20 protein-coding genes are annotated in these 18609 nt (G+C 64.0%); 11 read left to right on the top strand and 9 right to left on the bottom strand.

From position 1 onward, the window contains the following. Nucleotides 1-233: 233 nt before the first annotated feature. The 3 genes from LB577_RS13200 (at nt 234) to LB577_RS13190 (ending at nt 3584) form a co-directional block, all read left to right on the top strand. The gene (locus tag LB577_RS13200) at nt 234-1103 is read left to right on the top strand and encodes a carbohydrate ABC transporter permease (RefSeq protein ID WP_023765997.1); all 870 of its coding nucleotides are present in this window, start codon (nt 234-236) and stop codon (nt 1101-1103) included. Next, nucleotides 1100-1924 carry a carbohydrate ABC transporter permease gene (locus LB577_RS13195; RefSeq protein WP_224687014.1) on the top strand — a complete coding sequence of 275 codons (825 nt, stop codon included), beginning with the start codon at nt 1100-1102 and terminating at the stop codon, nt 1922-1924. Before LB577_RS13200 ends, LB577_RS13195 begins: the two co-directional genes overlap by 4 nt. Before the next feature lie 82 nt (nt 1925-2006). Further along, nucleotides 2007-3584 carry a M81 family metallopeptidase gene (locus LB577_RS13190; RefSeq protein WP_224687013.1) on the top strand — a complete coding sequence of 526 codons (1578 nt, stop codon included), beginning with the start codon at nt 2007-2009 and terminating at the stop codon, nt 3582-3584. Nucleotides 3585-3665: 81 nt separating this feature from the next. On the opposite strand, the gene LB577_RS13185 is transcribed toward LB577_RS13190, so the two are convergent. The 6 genes from LB577_RS13185 to LB577_RS13160 all read right to left on the bottom strand — a co-directional run bounded on the left by LB577_RS13185 (nt 3666) and on the right by LB577_RS13160 (nt 8960). Then, complete coding sequence (locus tag LB577_RS13185) at nt 3666-5720, bottom strand: M3 family metallopeptidase (protein ID WP_224687012.1); 2055 nt, start codon at nt 5718-5720, stop codon at nt 3666-3668. A gap of 102 nt (nt 5721-5822) precedes the next feature. Continuing rightward, a complete protein-coding gene (locus tag LB577_RS13180; protein WP_224687011.1) occupies nt 5823-6257 on the bottom strand; it encodes a nuclear transport factor 2 family protein in 435 nt (144 codons plus the stop codon). After that, nucleotides 6254-6898 carry a carbonic anhydrase gene (locus LB577_RS13175; RefSeq protein ID WP_224687010.1) on the bottom strand — a complete coding sequence of 215 codons (645 nt, stop codon included), beginning with the start codon at nt 6896-6898 and terminating at the stop codon, nt 6254-6256. Before LB577_RS13175 ends, LB577_RS13180 begins: the two co-directional genes overlap by 4 nt. A 145-nt stretch (nt 6899-7043) precedes the next feature. After that, a complete protein-coding gene (locus LB577_RS13170; RefSeq protein ID WP_224687009.1) occupies nt 7044-7814 on the bottom strand; it encodes a DUF429 domain-containing protein in 771 nt (256 codons plus the stop codon). After that, on the bottom strand, nt 7811-8695 hold the full coding sequence (gene pdxY, locus LB577_RS13165; RefSeq protein ID WP_023766004.1) for a pyridoxal kinase PdxY: 885 nt from the start codon (nt 8693-8695) through the stop codon (nt 7811-7813). Before pdxY ends, LB577_RS13170 begins: the two co-directional genes overlap by 4 nt. Nucleotides 8696-8708: 13 nt before the next feature. Beyond that, nucleotides 8709-8960: a hypothetical protein gene (locus LB577_RS13160; RefSeq protein WP_013892381.1), complete on the bottom strand. Its 252-nt coding sequence runs from the start codon at nt 8958-8960 to the stop codon at nt 8709-8711. A gap of 198 nt (nt 8961-9158) precedes the next feature. Here LB577_RS13160 and LB577_RS13155 point away from each other — a divergent pair, with 198 nt between their 5' ends. The 6 genes from LB577_RS13155 (at nt 9159) to ppa (ending at nt 13755) form a co-directional block, all read left to right on the top strand. After that, a complete protein-coding gene (locus tag LB577_RS13155) occupies nt 9159-9797 on the top strand; it encodes a LemA family protein (RefSeq protein WP_224687008.1) in 639 nt (212 codons plus the stop codon). 177 nt (nt 9798-9974) lie between these two features. Further along, nucleotides 9975-10820 (top strand): TPM domain-containing protein, encoded by an 846-nt coding sequence (locus tag LB577_RS13150; RefSeq protein ID WP_263496036.1) that lies wholly within the window; start codon nt 9975-9977, stop codon nt 10818-10820. A 4-nt stretch (nt 10821-10824) separates the two neighbouring features. Continuing rightward, nucleotides 10825-11721: a TPM domain-containing protein gene (locus LB577_RS13145; RefSeq protein ID WP_411969253.1), complete on the top strand. Its 897-nt coding sequence runs from the start codon at nt 10825-10827 to the stop codon at nt 11719-11721. A 4-nt stretch (nt 11722-11725) separates the two neighbouring features. Continuing rightward, nucleotides 11726-12364, top strand: a complete 639-nt coding sequence (locus LB577_RS13140; protein ID WP_224687006.1) for a TPM domain-containing protein — start codon at nt 11726-11728, stop codon at nt 12362-12364. A gap of 148 nt (nt 12365-12512) precedes the next feature. After that, on the top strand, nt 12513-13019 hold the full coding sequence (locus LB577_RS13135) for a GNAT family N-acetyltransferase (protein ID WP_013892386.1): 507 nt from the start codon (nt 12513-12515) through the stop codon (nt 13017-13019). 202 nt (nt 13020-13221) lie between these two features. After that, nucleotides 13222-13755 carry an inorganic diphosphatase gene (gene ppa / locus LB577_RS13130; protein WP_013892387.1) on the top strand — a complete coding sequence of 178 codons (534 nt, stop codon included), beginning with the start codon at nt 13222-13224 and terminating at the stop codon, nt 13753-13755. Nucleotides 13756-13764: 9 nt separating this feature from the next. Here the strand turns inward: ppa and LB577_RS13125 are convergent, their stop codons facing one another. Together LB577_RS13125 and LB577_RS13120 are read right to left on the bottom strand one after the other, a co-directional pair. Further along, nucleotides 13765-14358: a hypothetical protein gene (locus LB577_RS13125; RefSeq protein WP_140572994.1), complete on the bottom strand. Its 594-nt coding sequence runs from the start codon at nt 14356-14358 to the stop codon at nt 13765-13767. A 44-nt stretch (nt 14359-14402) separates the two neighbouring features. Continuing rightward, the gene (locus LB577_RS13120; RefSeq protein WP_224687005.1) at nt 14403-15020 is read right to left on the bottom strand and encodes a TetR/AcrR family transcriptional regulator; all 618 of its coding nucleotides are present in this window, start codon (nt 15018-15020) and stop codon (nt 14403-14405) included. 74 nt (nt 15021-15094) lie between these two features. On the opposite strand from LB577_RS13120, the gene LB577_RS13115 reads away from it, so the two are divergent. Together LB577_RS13115 and LB577_RS13110 are read left to right on the top strand one after the other, a co-directional pair. After that, nucleotides 15095-16378, top strand: coding sequence for an MFS transporter (locus LB577_RS13115; RefSeq protein WP_041164012.1), 1284 nt, complete (start codon nt 15095-15097; stop codon nt 16376-16378). A 175-nt stretch (nt 16379-16553) separates the two neighbouring features. Beyond that, complete coding sequence (locus LB577_RS13110) at nt 16554-18128, top strand: alkaline phosphatase D family protein (RefSeq protein WP_224687004.1); 1575 nt, start codon at nt 16554-16556, stop codon at nt 18126-18128. 14 nt (nt 18129-18142) lie between these two features. Here the strand turns inward: LB577_RS13110 and LB577_RS13105 are convergent, their stop codons facing one another. After that, nucleotides 18143-18424 carry a hypothetical protein gene (locus LB577_RS13105; protein ID WP_224687003.1) on the bottom strand — a complete coding sequence of 94 codons (282 nt, stop codon included), beginning with the start codon at nt 18422-18424 and terminating at the stop codon, nt 18143-18145. Nucleotides 18425-18609: the final 185 nt, after the last annotated feature.

The following is an 18609-nucleotide window of genomic DNA, read 5'->3' as shown; positions in this document are numbered from 1 at the left end:
CCCCCCCCCCCCCCCCCCCCCCCCCCCCCCCCCCCCCCCACCTCTCCCCCGGTCGACGGGGGAGAGGAAGAGCCCCTTCCGCAACTGTCGCGGAGGACGGGCAGGCAGATGAGGGCGACGCTTACGATTGCAAGCAATTCTGAAGCGGTGTCCTGAAAAGAACGAGGCCGGACCAAGTCAATCTGTTAAGCCAGCGAAATCCAATCTCCCGCAACGCGGTACAAAGCCAACCGATGCAAAATCGCTTCCTGCCCTATCTCCTGACCTTGCCCAGCCTGTTCCTGGCGGCGGTCGTCATCTTCTGGCCGGTCTGGGACCTGATCCAGATCTCGACGCATGACGTCAGCCGCTTTGGCCAGTTGCGCGATTTCTCGGGCCTGACCAATTTTGCCGCGCTCACGGCCGATCCCGATTTCATCGCCGCGCTCTGGCGCACGGGGCTGTGGACCGTGCTGGTGGTTGGCGGGGCGCTGTTGCTGTCGGTTCCGGTGGCGATGATCCTCAATACCGATTTCTATGGCCGCGGCATTGCCCGCGTCATCATCATGCTGCCCTGGGCGGTATCGCTGACCATGACGGCGGTGGTGTGGCGCTGGGCGCTGAGCGGTGAAAGCGGCATGCTGAATTCGGCGCTGATCGGGCTCGGCCTGATCGACCACAACATCCAGTGGCTGGCGCAGGCCGAGACAGCCTTTCCGATGCAGGTGCTGATCGGCATACTGGTGACCGTGCCGTTCACCACGACGATCTTCCTCGGCGGGCTGTCGTCGATATCAGACGATCTCTACGAGGCGGCGGCTCTCGAAGGGGCGACACCCCTGCAGCAGTTCCGCGAGATCACCTTTCCGCTGTTGAAGCCATTCATCAACATCGCCATCGTGCTCAACACCATCTACGTCTTCAATTCCTTCCCGATCATCTGGGTGATGACGCAAGGCGGGCCGGCCAACTCGACCGACATCCTGGTCACTCATCTCTACAAGCTCGCCTTCCGCATCGGCAAGCTGGGCGAGGCCTCGGCGGTGTCGTTGGTGATGTTCGCCATATTGCTCATCTTCACCATGATCTATGTGCGGCTGGCGATGCGGGAGCAGCGCGCATGACGAGTAAATTCAAACGCACCGTCATCGCATGGCTGCTGCTGTCGCCCTTGATCGTGGTGACGATCTTTCCCTTCGCGGTGATGTTCCTGACCGCAGTCAAGCCGCGGCAGGAGGTGCTGTCGCCGACATGGTGGCCGAGCGAGTTCCGTTGGTCGAATTTCTCCGACATGTGGGTGGCGACCGGCTTCGGCCAGGCGCTGGCCAATTCGCTCTACGTCTCGGTCATCGCCACGGTCGGCGCGATCCTGATCTCGGTGCCCGCGGCCTATGCCATGTCGCGCTTCCGCTTTGCCGGTTACGGCGCCTTCCGCCAGTTCCTGCTGATCTCGCAGATGATCTCGCCGATCGTGCTGGTGCTCGGCCTGTTCCGGCTGATGGCCGCCTGGGGGCTGGTCGAATCGACGACGGCGCTCGGCTTCATCTACATGGCCTTCAACGTCGCCTTCACGGTGTGGATGCTGCAGAGCTATTTCGACACGATTCCACGCGATCTCGAGGAGGCGGCCTGGATGGAGGGTGCCGGCCGCTGGCTGACGTTGCGAAAAGTGTTCCTGCCGCTCTGCCTGCCGGCAATCGCGGTGACAGCGATCTTCACCTTCATCAACGCCTGGAATGAGTTCGTCGTCGCGCTCACCATGCTGCGCAGCCAGGAAAGCTATACGCTGCCGATCCAGGTGTTCTCGCTGGTCGCCGGCCGCTACACGATCGAGTGGCATCACGTCATGGCGGCGACGCTGCTGGCGACGCTGCCGGTGGCGATCCTGTTCGTCTGGCTGCAGCGCTACCTCGTTCGCGGGCTGGCGCTCGGAGCCGTTAAATAGCAATCCCAGCAATTCCAGGAAAAGGGTGCAGCGGTTTTGCGTCCGGAATTGCGAAAACAAAAAGTCCATCCCTGGAGCTTCCATGCGCATCTTCACCGCCTCGCTGGCGACGGAAACCAACACCTTCTCGCCGGTGCCGACGGACCGGGCCTCGTTCGAGATGGCCTTCTATGCCGGGCCGGGCAAGCATCCGGAGACGCCGACGCTGTGCTCCTCGCCGATCGTCGCCTTGCGCCGGCGCGCGGCCTCCGAGGGGCTGACCGTGATCGAAGGCACCGCCACCTGGGCCGAGCCCGGCGGGTTGGTGCAGCGGCAGACCTATGAGGCGCTGCGTGATGAGATTCTCGACCAGTTAAAGGCAGCACTGCCGGTCGATGCGGTCATCCTCGGACTGCACGGCGCCATGGTGGCGCAAGGTTACGACGATTGCGAAGGCGATCTGCTGGAAAATGTGCGGGCGATCGTCGGGCCTGACGTGGTGATCGCCTCCGAGTTCGATCCGCACAGCCATCTGACGCCCAAGCGCGTGGCGGCCTCCGATATCATGGCCTATTTCCTGGAATTCCCGCACACCGATTTCTACGAACGCGGCGAGCATGTCGTCGAGCTCGGGCTGGCCGCGGCGCGCGGCGAGATCGAGCCGGTCATCTCGACCTTCGACTGCCGTATGATCCAGGTTTTGCCGACCAGCCGCGAGCCGATGCGCTCCTTTGTCGACCGCATCAACGCGCTGCAGGGCAAGGATGGCGTGCTGTCGGTCTCGGTCATCCACGGCTTCATGGCGGCGGATGTTCCCGAGATGGGCACGCGCATCCTGGTCGTCACCGACAATGACAAGGAAAAGGGCGATGCGCTGGCGGAACGGCTGGGGCGGGAACTCTATGCCATGCGCGAGAAGACGGCGATGACGATGCTCGATACCGCCGACGGCATCGATCGCGCCTTGGCCGTGCGGGCCGAAAGACAGGACAGGCCGGTGGTCATCGCCGATATCTGGGACAATCCCGGTGGCGGCGTTGCCGGCGATGGCACCGTCGTGCTGCGCACCATGCTGGAACGCGGCTTGAAGAATGTCGGCGTGGCGACGATCTGGGACCCGATCGCGGTAACCTTCTGCCAGGCCGCGGGCGAGGGTGCCGTCATCGACCTGCGCTTCGGCGGCAAGGCCGGGCCGTTGGCGGGCGAGCCGATCGACGCGCGCGTCAAGGTGCTGAAGGCGGTTCCGGAGGGATGGCAGAGTTTCGGCCCAAGCCGGGTGACGCTCGGACCGGCGGCACTGGTCCGCATCGAAGGCACCGAGGTTGACATCATCCTCAACACCAACCGCACGCAAACCTTCGAGCCGGACATTTTTTCCAACATCGGTGTCGATCCGATGAGCAAGGACGTGCTCTTGATCAAGTCGACAAACCATTTCTACGCCGGCTTCGAGCCGATCGCCGCCGAGATCATCTATGTCTCGGCGCCGAGTTCGTATCCCAGCAATCCGGCGGTGACCGCTTACAAGAAGCTGACGCGGCCGGTGTGGCCGAGGGTGGCTGATCCTTGGAAGCTGCCAATCTCCCCCCCTGTGGGGGAGATGCCCGGCAGGGCAGAGGGGGGCGCGAAGGATCGCGACCTCACTAGTCATGCAGGCAAGAAATCGAACGAAGATCGCTGATCTTTTTGCTGACAGGCCGGCGGGACAGCGCCCCCCTCTGGCCTGCCGGCCATCTCCCCCACGAGGGGGGAGATCGGCTAATCACACCAAACCCCGCTTCACCATCATCGCTTCGGGCGAAGGCATCTTGCCGCGGAACGCGGTGTAAAGCTCTTCCGGGTCCTTCGAGCCGCCGGCGGCGTAGATGTTTTTCCGCAGCCGCTCGGCGAGCGCCGGGTTGAAAGGGTCACCAGTCTCCTCGAAGGCGGCAAATGCATCGGCGTCGAGCACCTCGGACCACATGTAGGAATAGTAGCCGGCCGAATAGCCGTCGCCTGAAAAGACATGGCCGAAATGCGGGGTGCGGTGGCGCATCGCTATGGTGTCCGGCATGTCGAGCTCCTCCAACGTTTCGGCTTCGAAACGAAGCGGCTCCGCCGGGGCATCGGGCCGGGCGTGATAGGCCATGTCCATCAAGGCCGAAGCGGTGAATTCGACGGTGGCGAAGCCGGCGCCGAAGGTGCGCGCGGCCAGCATCTTGTCGAGCAGCGCCTTCGGCATCGGCTTGCCAGTCTTGACATGCAGCGCGTGCTTTTCCAGCACCGCCGGCACCGTCAGCCAGTGCTCGTAAAGCTGCGAGGGCAGTTCGACGAAATCGCGGCTGACCGAGGTGCCGGCGACCGAAGGCCACGTGACGTCGGTCAGCATGCCGTGCAGCGCATGGCCGAATTCGTGGAACAGCGTCTTCGCCTCGTCGACCGACAGCAATGCCGCTTCGCCCGCCGGCGGCTTGGCGAAGTTCATGATGTTGTAGATCACCGGCTTCGAGCCGTGGCCGAGCCGGTAGCCGGACTTCAGCGCGCTCATCCAGGCGCCGGAGCGCTTCGAAGGCCGGGCGAAATAATCGGCAAGGAACAGGCCGCGCTCGCTGCCGTCGGCATTCTTCACCAGGAAGACACGCGCGTCGGGATGCCAGGCGGCAATGCCCTTCTTCTCCTCGAAGGTTATGCCGAACAGTCTTGTCGCCACGTCGAAGCAGGCATCGATGACGCGCTCGAGCTGCAGATACGGTTTTAGCTCCGCCTCGTCGAAAGCGAACTTTTCGGCGCGCAGCTTCTCCTGGTAGAAGCGCCAGTCCCAGGCGGCGAATTTCTCGTTGCTGCCGGCTTCCGCCGCCAGCCGCTGCAGTTCGGTCTGGTCGGCGGCGGCCTTTTCCAGCGCCTTTTCCCAGACCGGATCGAGCAGCGCGTGCACCGCCTTCGGCGTCTTGGCCATGGTGTCGTCGAGCTTCAGCGCGGCGAAGGAGGCGTAGCCGAGCAGCCCCGCCTTTTCGGCGCGCAGCTTCAGCATGTCGCGCACCACGGAAGTGTTGTCGGTGGCGCCGCCGTTCTGGCCGCGCATGGTGAAGGCGCGGAAGGCGATCTCGCGCAGATCGCGGCGTTCCGAGAAGGTCGTGAACGGCTCATAGATCGAGCGCGACAGGGTGACGGCGTAGCGGCCTTTCTGGCCGCGCATCTCGGCGGCTTCCGCCATGGCGCTCTTCAGGAAATCCGGCAGGCCGGCAAGGTCGGCCTCGTCGAGGAACAGCGCCCAGTCACGCTCGTCGGCCAGCATGTTCTGGCCGAAAGTCGTGCCGAGCGAGGACAGTTCCTCGCTGATCGCCGCCAGCCGCTTCTTGCCCTCGGCGTCGAGCCTGGCGCCGGAGCGGACGAAGCCTTTCCAGGTCTTTTCCAGGACCCGCAGGGTTTCGGCGTCGAGCTTGAGGCTCTCGCGGCGCTGGTAGAGGTCGTCGATGCGGGCAAACAGCCTCTCGTTCATCGAGATCGCCGAGAAGTGCCTGGACATCTTCGGCGAGATGTCGCGCTCCAGCGCCTGGATCGCCTCGTTGGTGTGGGCGCCGGCCCGGCACCAGAAGATCGACGAGACGTGATCGAGCGCCTCGCCGCCGAGTTCCAGCGCGGCAAGCGTGTTCTCGATGGTCGGCGCCTCCTTGTTGCCGGCGATCGCTTCGATCTCGGCCTCATGCGCCTTCAGCGCGGCGTCGAAGACCGGGGAAAAATCGCCGTCGCCGATATGGGCAAAATCGGGCAGGCCGAGCGGCCCTTGCCACGCGGTCAGTGGATGGGCGGCGAGGTCGACGGTTTTCGTGGAGGGCATGGAGGGTCTTTCGCTGGTGATGGCAAGTGGGGTGGCAGGGTTGGCTCGGTGTCACCGATGTAGGGCGTGGCATTCGGCCCCGCAATATGGCAGTCGGCCGCCTCAGAAGCCGTCGCAGTTTTCGGCGATCGCCGCTTGTGAGCTGGCGATGATGCGGTTGTCGGTGACCGCGAAAGTCTCATGCATCAGCATGTCGTTGCCGGGGAAGTCGTAGCAGGCGATGACCGTGGTGACGCCGGCCTCGCTCTTCTCGATCCGGTGGCGGATCGCAGCACCCGCGACCGCGCCCCTCCATTCGTCGATCGAGGCGATGAATTCCTGCTTGTTCTGGACGATGCCGAGGTCGTCGAGCTTGATGCGAACGTCGTCGGCGAGCAGGTCGGAGAGTTCGGTGCGGTCGGCGACCAGCAGCGCCGAATACCAGCGGCTGATGATGGCGCGGTCATCGGCGCGGGCGGCCATGATGGCGATCAGCAGCGCGACGGTCGTGAAAACGACCGACCGGACGTTTACCACCTGCCGCGCCTTCCCGTTCATTCCAGCACCGGCCGCTCGAAATCCCCGGTGTCCTTGTTCATCAGCCAGAGTTCGCCGGTCGAAATGTCGAACCAGGCGCCATGCAGCGACAGCCGCCCCTTGCTCTCCAGGATCGAGACGCAAGGAAAGGTCCTGAGATTGGCGATGGAATAGCGGATCGAGATGCGCTCGAGCGCGGTCTGGCGCTCCGTTGTCGTCATGAAGGTGCTGGACGAGACGGTCTCGGCGGCGGGCGCGATCAGGCTCATCCATTTGCCGATGAAGTCGCCGGGCGACAGCGGCGCAGAGTTGGGATCGAGCGCGGCACGGATGCCGCCGCAGCGACCGTGACCCATGACGACGATGTTCTTGACCTTGAGGCTTTGCACCGCGAATTCAAGCGCGGCCGAGGTCGAGTGGAACTCGCCATCCGGCTCGTAGGGCGGCACGAGATTGCCGACATTGCGCAGCACGAAAAGCTCGCCGGGTCCGGCGTCGAAGATCGCTTCGGGGGCCGAGCGGGAGTCGCAACAGGCGACGATCATGGTCTCGGGAGCCTGCCCTTCCCGGGCGAGCTCGCGATAACGGCCGCTCTCGGTGAGATAACGGCCGTTCATGAAATTGCGATAGCCGGCGAGAAGGTGGTCGGGAAGATGCGGCATGGGCGGCTAAGGCCTTTCCAGTTGGAGGCGGAAGCTCGTTGCGGTCGAGAAAGGCTCTAACGGTAAAAGCCTGTTGCGAGCAATGCAGAATTGTGGGGGCTAGTCATAAATGCCATGCGTCAAAGCGGGGCGTCAGCTGATACTGTCATGCCCAGATGGCGACCTGTATGCCAAAACCGTCAACGAGCGGCGGGTTGGGAAACGACCTGGCCTTGCCGCTGGCGATGCGGCCGGCAATCAGCATCATCGCGGCGGCATCGAGAAAATCGTCGGCGGCCGCGCCGCGCGGCGGCACCTGGTCGAGAAAGGCCATGTCATAGCCGTGCCGGCACAGCAGCGCCTTGCGTTCGGCCACGCCGGCGGGATTGATGCTGCCCTTGATCTTCTTCGGCAGCCGCATCGCCTGGTCGTCGTTCAGGCGGCAGAAGGCGACTTCCGGATGCGATTCGAAGACGCAGCCGCGCAGATCGGGCCGCGCGATCAGCAAGGCGTCGATCTCGCGGATCTTCGAGAAGATGCCAAAGGCCTGGATCGAAACGCCGCGCGGCGGATCGGATGTGGTCCTGGCCACCTCGCTTGCCCTGATATGCGCGGCGTACCAGGCTTCGATCGTGGTGAAATCGCTGGTGTCTGCATAAAGCGCCGATCGGGACGGGATCGAAAAGACGCTGGACTGGCGTGGCCCGAGCATTGGCCGCACCAGCGCTTCCGGTCCGCGCCCGCTTTTGCTGGAAAACTCGGGCAGGCCGATCGGCATGTCGACGGCGACAACGGCGTTGTCGGGATTGGCCGCGAGCAGCGCCGCGAAGCTGGCGAAGACCTCGACGGAAGGCACCGCGCCCGGCGCGCACCGCACGGCGATCCAGCCGGCCTTGCAGCCGTCTACGCCGACCAGAACGACCTCGGTCGAGATCACGCCAGGCGATCCCGCCCCGGATGCGTGAGGTGGCGCAGCTGCACCATGGCCATCGGATGCGACAGGCTCTGCGCGTCGGTTTCGAGCTGCAATTCGTCGCCGCCGCGCTTGGCGGTGCGCGCGAGTATCTCGTAGACCGCCGCCGTGGTCGACTGCAGGGCCTTGATCGCCGGTTGGCCGGAGAGGATGCGGGCGAGGTAGACGGCCGCCGTCAGGTCGCCCAGACCGTTCGGCGGCTTGTCGATCAAGCGGTGCTCGGCAAGCAGCGCCTGGGTGCCGTCGAGCAAAAGATTGCCGGTGCTACCGGTCATCATCGACGGCGCCGAGGTGACCAGCATGGTCGACGGCCCGGCATGGAGTGCGGCCGAGATCACCGATTTGAGATCGGGAAGCGGCGCGCCGGCCATCCATTCCAGCTCGTAGCGGTTGGGGGTGGCGATGTCGGCGATCGGCATCAGCCGGTCGCGCATGGCGGCCGCGGTTGGTTCGGGCACATAGAGGCCGCCCGAATCGCCCATCACCGGATCGCAGATATAGACCGCGTCAGGCGTCCTGGCCTTGACGGCGGCGACCAGCGAGGCGACGGCCTCGGCCTGGCCCGCCTCGCCGAGATAGCCTGACAGCACGGCGCCAACCTCGCCCAGCCATGGCGCCCGCTCGAGGTCGGCCATCAGCGCCTTGAACTGGTCGAGCGGCGGCACGATGCGTGTCGCCCGCCCGTGGCCGGGATGCCAGGGCAGGATGACCGTCGGCACCGCCCAGACCGGAAACCCCAGCGTCTCCAAGGCAAAGACAGCGGCGCGGTTGCCGACCGAACCACGGGCGACATGGCTCGAAATGACGATGACCGCGCGCGGCGCGTCGGGTTTTTCGGCGCTCATTGTTTTTTGATTCCTAGCTGCCCCGGATGAGGAAAAGCACGAGCCAGACCATCAGGCCCAGCGCCAGAAGCAGGCCGAGTATCCTGCCAATGCGCGTACCCCAGACCTCGACCGGGTCCGCGCGGTCGGCGTCGGCGGCGGCGACGTGGTCGCGCACGCCTTTCGCGGTCCGCGCCACCAGCGAGGTGCCGGACGGATCGGTCTCCTGCGCGACGCGCTCGAGGATACGGCGCGATTCGTTGTCGCTGTCCTGTCGTCCGGCCATGATGGTGTCCTGCCTTCCGCCGACCTTATCGTGATCGCCCTGCCAATTACAGCGTCTTGTCAATTATAGGATATTGCCAGTTATTACAGGGTCTTGCGGTCGATGGTAACGTGGCGATAACCCGTTCCCGCCGAGGTCGTTTTCTTGCGCGCTGATTGTGGTAATGCTTCGCATGCAACTTCTGTCGAGGGACCGATCATGCTTGCCCAGCGCCTTGCCTCACCATCCATGTTCCGCACGCTTCCCGCCTTCCTGATGATGGCTTTCGTGCTGCCGCTGCTTGCCGGCTGCGGCTACAACACCATCCCGACGGCGGAGGAAAACGCCAGGGCGGCATGGAGCGAGGTGCTGAACCAGTACCAGCGCCGCGCCGACCTCATCCCCAACCTGGTCGAGACGGTCAAGGGCTACGCCTCGCATGAGAAGGACACGCTCGACGCGGTGGTCGAGGCGCGCGCCAAGGCGACGCAGATCACGGTGACGCCGGAAACGCTCAAGGATCCCGAAGCGCTCAAGAAGTTCCAGGATGCCCAGGCCGGGCTGACCAGCGCCCTGTCGCGGCTGATCGCGGTGTCGGAAGCCTATCCGGATCTCAAGGCCAACCAGAACTTCCTGGCGCTGCAGGCGCAGCTCGAAGGCACGGAAAACCGCATCGCGGTGTCGCGCCGCGACTATATCCAGGCGGTCAGGGACTACAATCTGACGCTGAGGACCTTCCCGTCGGTGCTGTGGGCGACCTTCTGGTTCCGCGGCAACGAGCCGTTCGCCAATTTCACCGTGGACGAAGACAAGATGCAGGTGCCGAAGGTGGATTTCGGCACGAAGCAGGGCGGGTGATAGGCGAAATCGGCTGAGCGTCTCTTTACCACAAGACGGACCGCTGGCGTGCAAACACCCCCCTCTGTCCTGCCGGACATCTCCCCCGCAAGGGGGGAGATCGGTTGTCGCTTAGGCTTTCGCCAATCTTCGGCGTTTGAAGGTTCGCGCCAACAGCGAAGCTGCCAATCTCCCCCCTTGCGGGGGAGATGGCCGGCAGGCCAGAGGGGGGTGCGAAGAAACGCCAACCTCAATATTCTTGCCCTAGTTTTCTTCCTTCTCTTTGTCCTTCCGCCAACCGCCTTCGCCGCCGAACTGCCTGCCCTTACCGGCCGAGTGGTCGACAATGCGGGCATCATCGATGCCGCGACCAAGGCCGCGCTGACGCAGAAGCTCGCCGACTTCGAGACCAAGGGCTCCGACCAGATCGTCGTCGCCACCATCCCCAGCCTCGGCGGCGAGGAGATCGAACCTTATGCCAACCGGCTGTTCCGCTTCTGGAAGCTCGGCCAGGCAAAGGAAAACAACGGCGTGCTTTTGCTGGTCGCGCCGAACGACCGCAAGATGCGCATCGAGGTCGGCTACGGGCTGGAAGGCACGCTGACCGACCTGCACACCAAGCTGATCATCGAAAACGACATGGTGCCGGCCTTCCGCGCCGGAGATTTTTCCGGCGGCATCAGCAAGGCCGTCGACGACATGGTCATGGTGCTCGAAGGCAATCCGGAGGAGCTGGAAGCGCGGGGAAAACGCAACCAGCAGGCGCCGTTCAATTCCGACGACCTGTTCTTCGCCATTTTCATCAGCATCTGGGCAGTCATCTTCTTCGGCAGCATCGCGGCCTCGATCCTGCCGCCGATCTTCGGCCAGAAGCTCGGGCCCGGACGCTATCGCTGGCTCGGCATGACCTTCGAGCCCGGCCGGCGATCCTCGAGCGGCGGCTGGTCCTCGGGTAGTTCCGGCGGTGGCTGGTCTTCGGGTGGCGGTGGCTTTTCCGGCGGCGGCGGTTCGTCCGGCGGCGGCGGCTCATCCGGCAGCTGGTGAGCCCATGACAAGGCCCGCCCTCGCTTTTTCGATATCCGGTCATTTCGTCAAGGGGTTGCGCCTTGCGCTGATGTCCGTGGTGGCGCTGCTGTTTGCCTTGCTCAGCGCCTTCGCCGCCGAACTGCCTGCTCTGACCGGGCGGGTGGTCGACAATGCCGGTATCATCGATGCCGGTACCAAGGCGGCGCTGACGCAGAAGCTCGCCGACTTCGAGACCAAGGGCTCCGACCAGATCGTCGTCGCCACGATCCCCAGCCTCGGCGGCGAGGAGATCGAGCCCTATGCCAACCGGCTGTTCCGCTTCTGGAAGCTCGGCCAGGCAAAGGAAAACAACGGCGTGCTTTTGCTGGTCGCGCCGAACGACCGCAAGATGCGCATCGAGGTCGGCTACGGGCTGGAAGGCACGCTGACCGACCTGCACACCAAGCTGATCATCGAAAACGACATGGTGCCGGCCTTCCGCGCCGGAGATTTTTCCGGCGGCATCAGCAAGGCCGTCGACGACATGGTCATGGTGCTCGAAGGCAATCCGGAGGAACTGGAAGCGCGGGGAAAACGCAATCCCGCCGACAGCGGCACATCCATCGACCCGATTGCCTCGGTGTTCCTGATCCTATGGGCGACGATGTTCTTCGGTGGCCTGGCGCTGGCATTCCTGCCGCCGATGTTCGGCACGAAACTGTCGCCGGGCGTGTATAGATGGCTGGGCATGACGTTTCGTTATGGCCGAGGCCCGAGCGGATCCTCGGGCACCAACGTCTGGACAACGGGCTCGTCGGGTGGCGGCTGGTCGTCGGGAAGTTCCGGCGGCGGCTGGTCCTCGGGATCGAGCAGCGGCGGCGGCGGATTTTCGGGCGGTGGCGGCTCGTCCGGTGGTGGCGGTTCTTCAGGAAGCTGGTGAGACAATGGCAACACGACCGATCAGCCCGCAGGATCATGAGCGCATCGCCGATGCGATCCGCGCCGCGGAAACCAGGACCGACGGCGAGATCTACTGTGTCGTGGCGCATGCCAGCGACGGCTATTTCGCCCCCGCCGCCTTGATGGCGACGCTGTGCATGCTGGTCGTCAGCCTCGCCGTCGCCTATGGGCTGGAGGCCTGGTGGCTCACCATCCGGCTGCCGCATTTCGTCCTCGCCCAGCTTTTGGCGCTGGCCTGCGTGCTGGCCCTGCTGTGGGCGCTGCCCGGCTTGCGCATCCACATGGTGCCACGGCGGCTGCGCTATCAGGCGGCACACGCCAATGCGATCAAGCAGTTCCTCGCCCGCAACGTCCACCGCACCGCGGCGCGCACCGGCGTGCTGGTCTTCGTCTCGATCGCCGAGCGCTATGCCGAGGTGGTCGCGGATTCGGGCATCGACGCCAAGGTCGGCCAGCATGTCTGGGACGGCGTGGTGCGCGACTTGACCGCGCATGCCGGCAACGACCGGCTTGCCGACGGTTTCGTCAAGGCGATCGAGCAGGTGGGCGCGGTGCTGGCCGAGCATTTCCCGGTCACGTCCGGCGACACCAACGAGCTTGACGACCATCTGGTCGAAATCTAAGCGCCTGCCGTCGATATTGCTTGCCGATCCGGCCTGTTTCCGGACGGGCTTTGCACGATGTCACCTACCATGATCGTCTGTGAGAAAGCGGTTGGCGGGCTGCCCGGACTCTTGCAATCGGCCGATGCGGGTTTATGGTTAACAAATCATGAATACGCTGACGATCGACATCCGGAAGGCAGAGCCGCGCGACGCTGGCGCTATCGCCGAGGTGCATCTGGAAGCCTGGCGCGGCGCCTATTCCGGCATCATTCCGCACCGCACGCTGACATCGATGATCAACCGCCGTGGCGCCGACTGGTGGGCGAATGCGATTCGCCGTGCCGCCACCGTCCTGGTGGTCGAGATCGGCGGCACGATCGCCGGCTACGCGACGATCGGCAAGAACCGGGCCCGGGAACTCAAGCAGCAAGGCGAGATCTACGAACTCTACCTGCGCCCGGAATATCAAGGCATCGGCCTCGGCAGGCGGCTGTTTTCGGCCGCCAAGGCGCGCCTTGCCGACCATGGCCTGAAAGGTATGGTGGTGTGGGCGCTGGAAGACAACCAGAGCGCGCTCGCCTTCTATGCCGGCGCCGGCGGCCGCGACATCGCCGAGGGCGTCGAGATCTTCGAGCAGAAAGCGCTGAAGAAGGTCGCTTTCGTCTGGGAATGACCGCCGAGGGCTGATCGCGGAGAGCGAAGCAGGCTCACGGGATGTATCCAACGCGAAATCACGACGCTGAAACATCTTGTTCCGATGATTGAACGTGTCGGGTGCCATCGCGTCTCGCCCGACGCCGGTCAGCACCATTCACCGCATTGCGCCATTCTGCGCCGCCCGCTATCTCCTCCCCATCGAGAGAGGGACAAAAGCCATGCGCATCGAAGCCATAGCCAGCGGAAAGAACCCGCCTGAGGACGTCAACGTCATTATCGAGGTGCCGATCGGCGGCGAGCCGATCAAGTACGAGATGGACAAGGAGGCCGGCACCTTGTTCGTCGACCGCTTCCTGCACACCTCGATGCGCTATCCCGGCAATTACGGCTTCGTGCCGCACACGCTGTCGGGCGATGGCGATCCGATCGACGTGCTGGTCTGCAACACGCGCGCACTGGTGCCGGGCTGCGTCATCAATGTCAGGCCGATCGGCGTGCTGATCATGGAAGACAATGCCGGTCAGGACGAAAAGATCATCGCCGTGCCGTCGCCCAAGCTGACGCTGCGCTACGAGAACGTCACCGAGTATACGCAGTTGCCCGACATCACCCGCCAGCAGGTGCAGCACTTCTTCGAGCACTATAAGGATCTCGAGCCCGGCAAATGGGTCAAGATCGAAGGCTGGCACGATTCCAAATACGCCAAGAAGATGATCATGGACGCGATCGAACGCGCCAAGGCGAGCAAGTAGCGCTTCGGATCAGTTGTCGACCCGGCCGAAGGCCGGCACGTTGCCGATGACGGTGTGCCGGTCCTTGCCGCAGGCGAAGGTTCGCGCCTTCTCGTCGGCGAGTTTACGCGCCTGGTCGTTGGCTTGCGAGTTGCCGGTGGCCAGTACGAGGCCGACGGTGCAGCCGACGCGGGCGTCCATCTGGCCGACCTTGGCGACGAGCAACACTTCGGTCGACTTGTTCTCATCCTCGCCATTGCTGATCGTGCGGCGGTGAATGACCGCGAAGGGTACGGCCTTGTCGCCATTGGTCTCGACGCGCCATTCGATCTTGGCCCCGGACGAATTGAAGGCGGAAAAACTCTCCCAGACGGATGTCATGTCGCCGCTGGGCGGAAAACCATAAAACAGCGATTCGCGGGCATCGTCATAGGCGATCAGCACGGGATAGCCACGGTAGCCCGAACAGGCGAGGTCGGCCCAGTCGCCGTCGCCTTGTTCGGCCTGAGCGTAGGTCACGCAGTCCTTCTTCCAGTCGAGATCGGTATAGGCGCTCGATATGTCACCGGCATGGGCTGCCTGAGAGAGGCCGGCGAGGGCAAGCGGGATCAGCAGGCTGCGCATGACGGATATCTCCGTTGGAGCTCGCCACAACGTATCGCCAATCGCTATTTCTTCAAGCTCGCTTCAATCAGCAGGTCGGCATTGCGGGCGACCGACTGCGCCGGCCCACCGAGCCCGAACAACTGGCCGCTGATATAGGCGCCCTCGAGCAGCAGCAGCAGCCCGTCGCCCAGCGTGTCGGCATCGCCGGCGCCCATCGCGGCGGCCATGGCGCGCAGCCGGCGGCGCAGTTCCTGCTTGTTGTCTTCGCTCACCATTCGGGCCGGATGGCCGTGTTCGGGGTATTCGACCGCTGCGTTGGTCATGCCGCAGCCGCGATAATCGGGTTTTTGCGTGCGCCTTCCGACGCGGGTCAGGAAAGCCTTGATCTGCGCGCGCGGATCGCCGGGATGGGCGTCGACAGCCTCGCCGAAGCGCTCCCAGAATTCGAGGTCGTATTGCCGCAGATACGAGGCAGCCAATTCGTCCTTCGAGGGGAAGCTGCGATAGAGGCTGGGCTTGGTGACGCCGGCGCGCTTGACGATCTCGTCGACCCCGATCGCCCGGATGCCGCGCCGGTAGAACAGGTCGTAGGCGACGTCGAGGATCTTCTTGGCGGCCTTCGGCGGGGCCGATGCATGACCATCGCTGATGGTCAGTTCAATATTTTTGTCGGTTGGCATCATGGGACTCGATTGACAGTGTTACCGATCGGTACGTATACATGTTGCCACCCTGCAACGTACCGGTCAGTAACATGATAGCTCAATCCCGCCCATTTGGCCAGCGCTACGCCTTCGTCGTGGTCGGCGTCATCTTCCTCTGCCTGCTGATCGCCGCCGGTCTGCGCTCGGCACCCGCCGTCATGATGCTGCCGCTCGAAAACAGCTTTGGCTGGCGGCGCGACGTCATCTCGCTGGCCGCCGGTGTCGGCATCCTGCTCTATGGCCTGACTGGTCCGTTCGCCGCCGCGCTGATGGAGCGGATCGGACTGCGCCGCACGCTGATCGCCTCGCTGGTGATCATGTCGGGGTCGACCGCGCTCAGCCTTTTGATGACCAAGCCCTGGCACCTCTTCATCACCTGGGGCGTGTTCTCCGGCATCGGCTCAGGCGCCGTAGCCAGCGTGCTCGGCGCCACCATCGTCAACCGCTGGTTCAAGACCAATCGCGGACTGGTCATGGGCTTGATGTCGGCCTCCAGCGCCACCGGCCTCCTGGTGTTCCTGCCGCTGCTTGCCTCGCTTGCGCAAACGGGCGGCTGGAAGCCGGTCGCCATCGCGGTCGCGGTCGCCACGGCCTGCCTGCTGCCGCTGGTCTGGTTGCTGGTGCCGGAGCGTCCGGCCTCGATCGGCATGGTGCGTTATGGCGCCGAGGCCGATGACGTGCCGCCGACATCGCCGGCATCGCAAGGCAATTTCCTGGCGCACACGCTCAACACGCTGCGCCGCGCCGCCGGCACGCGGGTGTTCTGGTATCTGTTCGCCACCTTCTTCGTCTGTGGCTTCACCACCAACGGGCTGGTCGGCACGCATTTGATCGCGTTCTGCGGCGACATGGGCATCGGCGAGGTGCAGGCGGCCGGCCTGCTGTCGATGATGGGCATTTTCGACCTGATCGGCACGACGCTGTCCGGCTGGCTTACCGACCGTTTCGACCCGCGCAAGCTGCTTGGCGTCTATTATGCCATCCGTGGCCTGTCGCTGATCTACCTGCCTTATTCCGGCTTCTCGGCGACCAGCCTGATCATCTTCGCGGTGCTCTATGGCCTCGACTGGATCGCCACCGTGCCACCGACGCTCAGGCTCGCCAACGAGGCGTTCGGCGACCGCAGCGGACCGATCGTGTTCGGCTGGATCGTCGCCGGCCACCAGGTGGGAGCTGCCACGGCGGCCGCCTTCGGCGGCACCATGCGCGAACTGCAGGGCAATTACGAACTGGCCTTCCTGATCGCCGGAATGACGGCCATCGCCGCCGCCTGCATCTCGCTGCTGATCAATACCAGCCGGCCGGCCTTCGATCCCGAACCGCAAGCGGCATAGGCGCGGCCCTCCCTTCTCCCCTTTTGGGCCCGTTGCCTTATTGATCTCTGGGCGTGAGAGGAGACGGAAAGGGCAGCCCTGTTCATTGTTATCAAACGTTCATGATTTCGAGATGCGCCTGAAACATTGAGGCTGGAGCTTGGTGGCAACGTTCAACGCCATCCAGGAGACAGCCATGAACAAGCTCTCGATGACTCGCCGCGCTTTTGTCACCTCCGCCAGCGCCGCTGGTCTGGTCGGCGTTTCCAGCCTGGCGCTGCCCTATTATTCTCGCGCCAACCAGCGCCCGGCCTTCACCCATGGCGTCCAGTCGGGGGATGTCGACGCCACCAGCGGCATGGTGTGGACGCGCACGGATCGCCCGTCGCGTGTCATGTTCGAAGTGTCGTCGACCGAGAATTTCGCCAACGCGATCCGGCTGGCGCCGCTCGATACGTCGCCGGCCAGCGATTATACGGTCAGACGCCTGCTCACCGATCTCGCTTCCGATCAGGACATCTTCTACCGCATGACGGCAGCCGACCTCGCTGACATCAACGCCGTCTCCGAGCCGATCGTCGGCCGCTTCCGCACCGCGCCGGCCTCGAAGCGCGACATCAAGTTCGCTTGGTCGGGCGACACCGCCGGCCAGGGCTGGGGCATCGACGAGACCGGCATGAAGACCTACGCCACGATCGGCAAGCATACGCCCGATTTCTTCCTGCATTCGGGCGACACCATCTATGCCGACGGCGCGATGAAGGACGAGGTCGACCTGCCCGGCGGCGGCAAGTGGAAGAACGTCGTGCTAGTCGATGGCAAGCGCAAGGTCGCCGAGACGCTGGACGAATACCGCGACCAGTGGAAATACAACATGATGGACAGACACGTCCTGGGTCTCAGCGCCATCTGCCCGACCTTTTATCAGTGGGACGACCACGAGGTGCTGAACAACTGGTCGGATTCGAAAAATCTGAGCGCCGACGATCGCTACACGGAAAAATCCATCCATGTGCTGGCGGCCCGCGCGGCCCGAGCCTTCCATGAGATGACGACGATCCGTTACGAGCCGTCGGAGCCCGGCCGCGTCTACCGCAAGATAGCCTACGGGCCGCTGCTCGACGTGTTCTTCCTCGACATGCGCTCCTATCGCGGCCCCAACGGTCCGGACATGCAGGATGAGATGACACCGCAATCGCGCATGCTGGGCGAACAGCAGACGAAATGGCTGAAGCGGGAGCTAGCCAACTCCAAGGCGACATGGAAGATCATCGCCGCAGACATGCCGCTCGGCCTCGTCGTCTGGGACGATGGCGTCAAAAAGGCAGGCGCGGAGGCTGTCAGCAATGGTGACAACGGTCTGCCAAAGGGACGCGAGCTGGAGATCGCCGACCTGCTGCGCTACATCAAGAATGCCGGCATCAGCAACATCGTCTGGCTCACCGCCGACGTGCACTACACAGCCGCGCATTACTACAATCCCGAGAAGGCGCAGTTCCAGGACTTCAGTCCATTCTGGGAATTCGTCTCCGGCCCCATCCATGCCGGAACCTTCGGCCCGAACGATTTCGACATGACCTTCGGTCCGGAGCTGAAGTTCATCAAGGCGCCGACAGCCGAGCAGGGGCAGAACCTGCCGCCGTCAGCCGGCCTGCAATTCTTTGGCCTTGTCGACATTTCCGGCGCCACCGAGCAGATGACCGTGCGGCTGATGGATCGCGACGACAACGAACTCTACAAGATCACGCTCGACCCGGTACGGTCGGCGTAAAGACCTGACGGTCGTCAGTCCGGGTAGCAGACCATTGGAATGTTCGGCCAGACGGCGCTGTCGCAGTTGGCTGCGTCCTGGCGCTGCTTGAAGGCGGCGCTGACCGGGCCAGTCACCATCGGATCGACGCCGTCGGGGGCGTCGGCGAAAGCCTGTTGGGCCGAAGGCGCATCGATCGGCAGGGACGACCGTGCTTCCTTCAGCGTCGCGGCCGACTGCGCGGCGTTGGCCGCCAGCAGAACGGCAAAGGCCGCAGAGGCGATTAGCGGCCAAAATCGGTTGAGTTTATCGGTCATGACGTTCGAACTGCCCGGGCCCTGAATGGTTCCCGCCTTGGTTAACAAAATCATTTCACACGCAGATGCTTAAGATTTGATGAGTATTTGGTGTTGCGCTTCCCCTTTCGCAACTGCGAAAAACCCTGTATGAGCCGCGCAACCGAAAGAGGCAGCGCCTTTGGCCTGCTGCCTGCAACGCTTCC

Origin of the sequence: Mesorhizobium sp. B283B1A, from assembly GCF_020165735.1 — a bacterium.
Taxonomy (GTDB): Bacteria; Pseudomonadota; Alphaproteobacteria; order Rhizobiales; family Rhizobiaceae; genus Mesorhizobium; species Mesorhizobium opportunistum.
This window is presented reverse-complemented; position numbering and strand designations above follow the sequence as displayed.

Excerpts from the sequence above, each read along its gene's own strand:
- LB577_RS13200 (WP_023765997.1), top strand. The coding sequence starts at position 234 with ATGCAAAATCGCTTCCTGCCCTATCTCCTGACCTTGCCCAGCCTGTTC.
- LB577_RS13195 (WP_224687014.1), top strand. The coding sequence starts at position 1,100 with ATGACGAGTAAATTCAAACGCACCGTCATCGCATGGCTGCTGCTGTCG.
- LB577_RS13190 (WP_224687013.1), top strand. The coding sequence starts at position 2,007 with ATGCGCATCTTCACCGCCTCGCTGGCGACGGAAACCAACACCTTCTCG.
- LB577_RS13185 (WP_224687012.1), bottom strand. The coding sequence starts at position 5,720 with ATGCCCTCCACGAAAACCGTCGACCTCGCCGCCCATCCACTGACCGCG.
- LB577_RS13180 (WP_224687011.1), bottom strand. The coding sequence starts at position 6,257 with ATGAACGGGAAGGCGCGGCAGGTGGTAAACGTCCGGTCGGTCGTTTTC.
- LB577_RS13175 (WP_224687010.1), bottom strand. The coding sequence starts at position 6,898 with ATGCCGCATCTTCCCGACCACCTTCTCGCCGGCTATCGCAATTTCATG.
- pdxY (WP_023766004.1), bottom strand. The coding sequence starts at position 8,695 with ATGAGCGCCGAAAAACCCGACGCGCCGCGCGCGGTCATCGTCATTTCG.
- LB577_RS13160 (WP_013892381.1), bottom strand. The coding sequence starts at position 8,960 with ATGGCCGGACGACAGGACAGCGACAACGAATCGCGCCGTATCCTCGAG.
- LB577_RS13155 (WP_224687008.1), top strand. The coding sequence starts at position 9,159 with ATGCTTGCCCAGCGCCTTGCCTCACCATCCATGTTCCGCACGCTTCCC.
- LB577_RS13145 (WP_411969253.1), top strand. The coding sequence starts at position 10,825 with ATGACAAGGCCCGCCCTCGCTTTTTCGATATCCGGTCATTTCGTCAAG.
- LB577_RS13140 (WP_224687006.1), top strand. The coding sequence starts at position 11,726 with ATGGCAACACGACCGATCAGCCCGCAGGATCATGAGCGCATCGCCGAT.
- LB577_RS13135 (WP_013892386.1), top strand. The coding sequence starts at position 12,513 with ATGAATACGCTGACGATCGACATCCGGAAGGCAGAGCCGCGCGACGCT.
- ppa (WP_013892387.1), top strand. The coding sequence starts at position 13,222 with ATGCGCATCGAAGCCATAGCCAGCGGAAAGAACCCGCCTGAGGACGTC.
- LB577_RS13125 (WP_140572994.1), bottom strand. The coding sequence starts at position 14,358 with ATGCGCAGCCTGCTGATCCCGCTTGCCCTCGCCGGCCTCTCTCAGGCA.
- LB577_RS13120 (WP_224687005.1), bottom strand. The coding sequence starts at position 15,020 with ATGCCAACCGACAAAAATATTGAACTGACCATCAGCGATGGTCATGCA.
- LB577_RS13115 (WP_041164012.1), top strand. The coding sequence starts at position 15,095 with ATGATAGCTCAATCCCGCCCATTTGGCCAGCGCTACGCCTTCGTCGTG.
- LB577_RS13110 (WP_224687004.1), top strand. The coding sequence starts at position 16,554 with ATGAACAAGCTCTCGATGACTCGCCGCGCTTTTGTCACCTCCGCCAGC.
- LB577_RS13105 (WP_224687003.1), bottom strand. The coding sequence starts at position 18,424 with ATGACCGATAAACTCAACCGATTTTGGCCGCTAATCGCCTCTGCGGCC.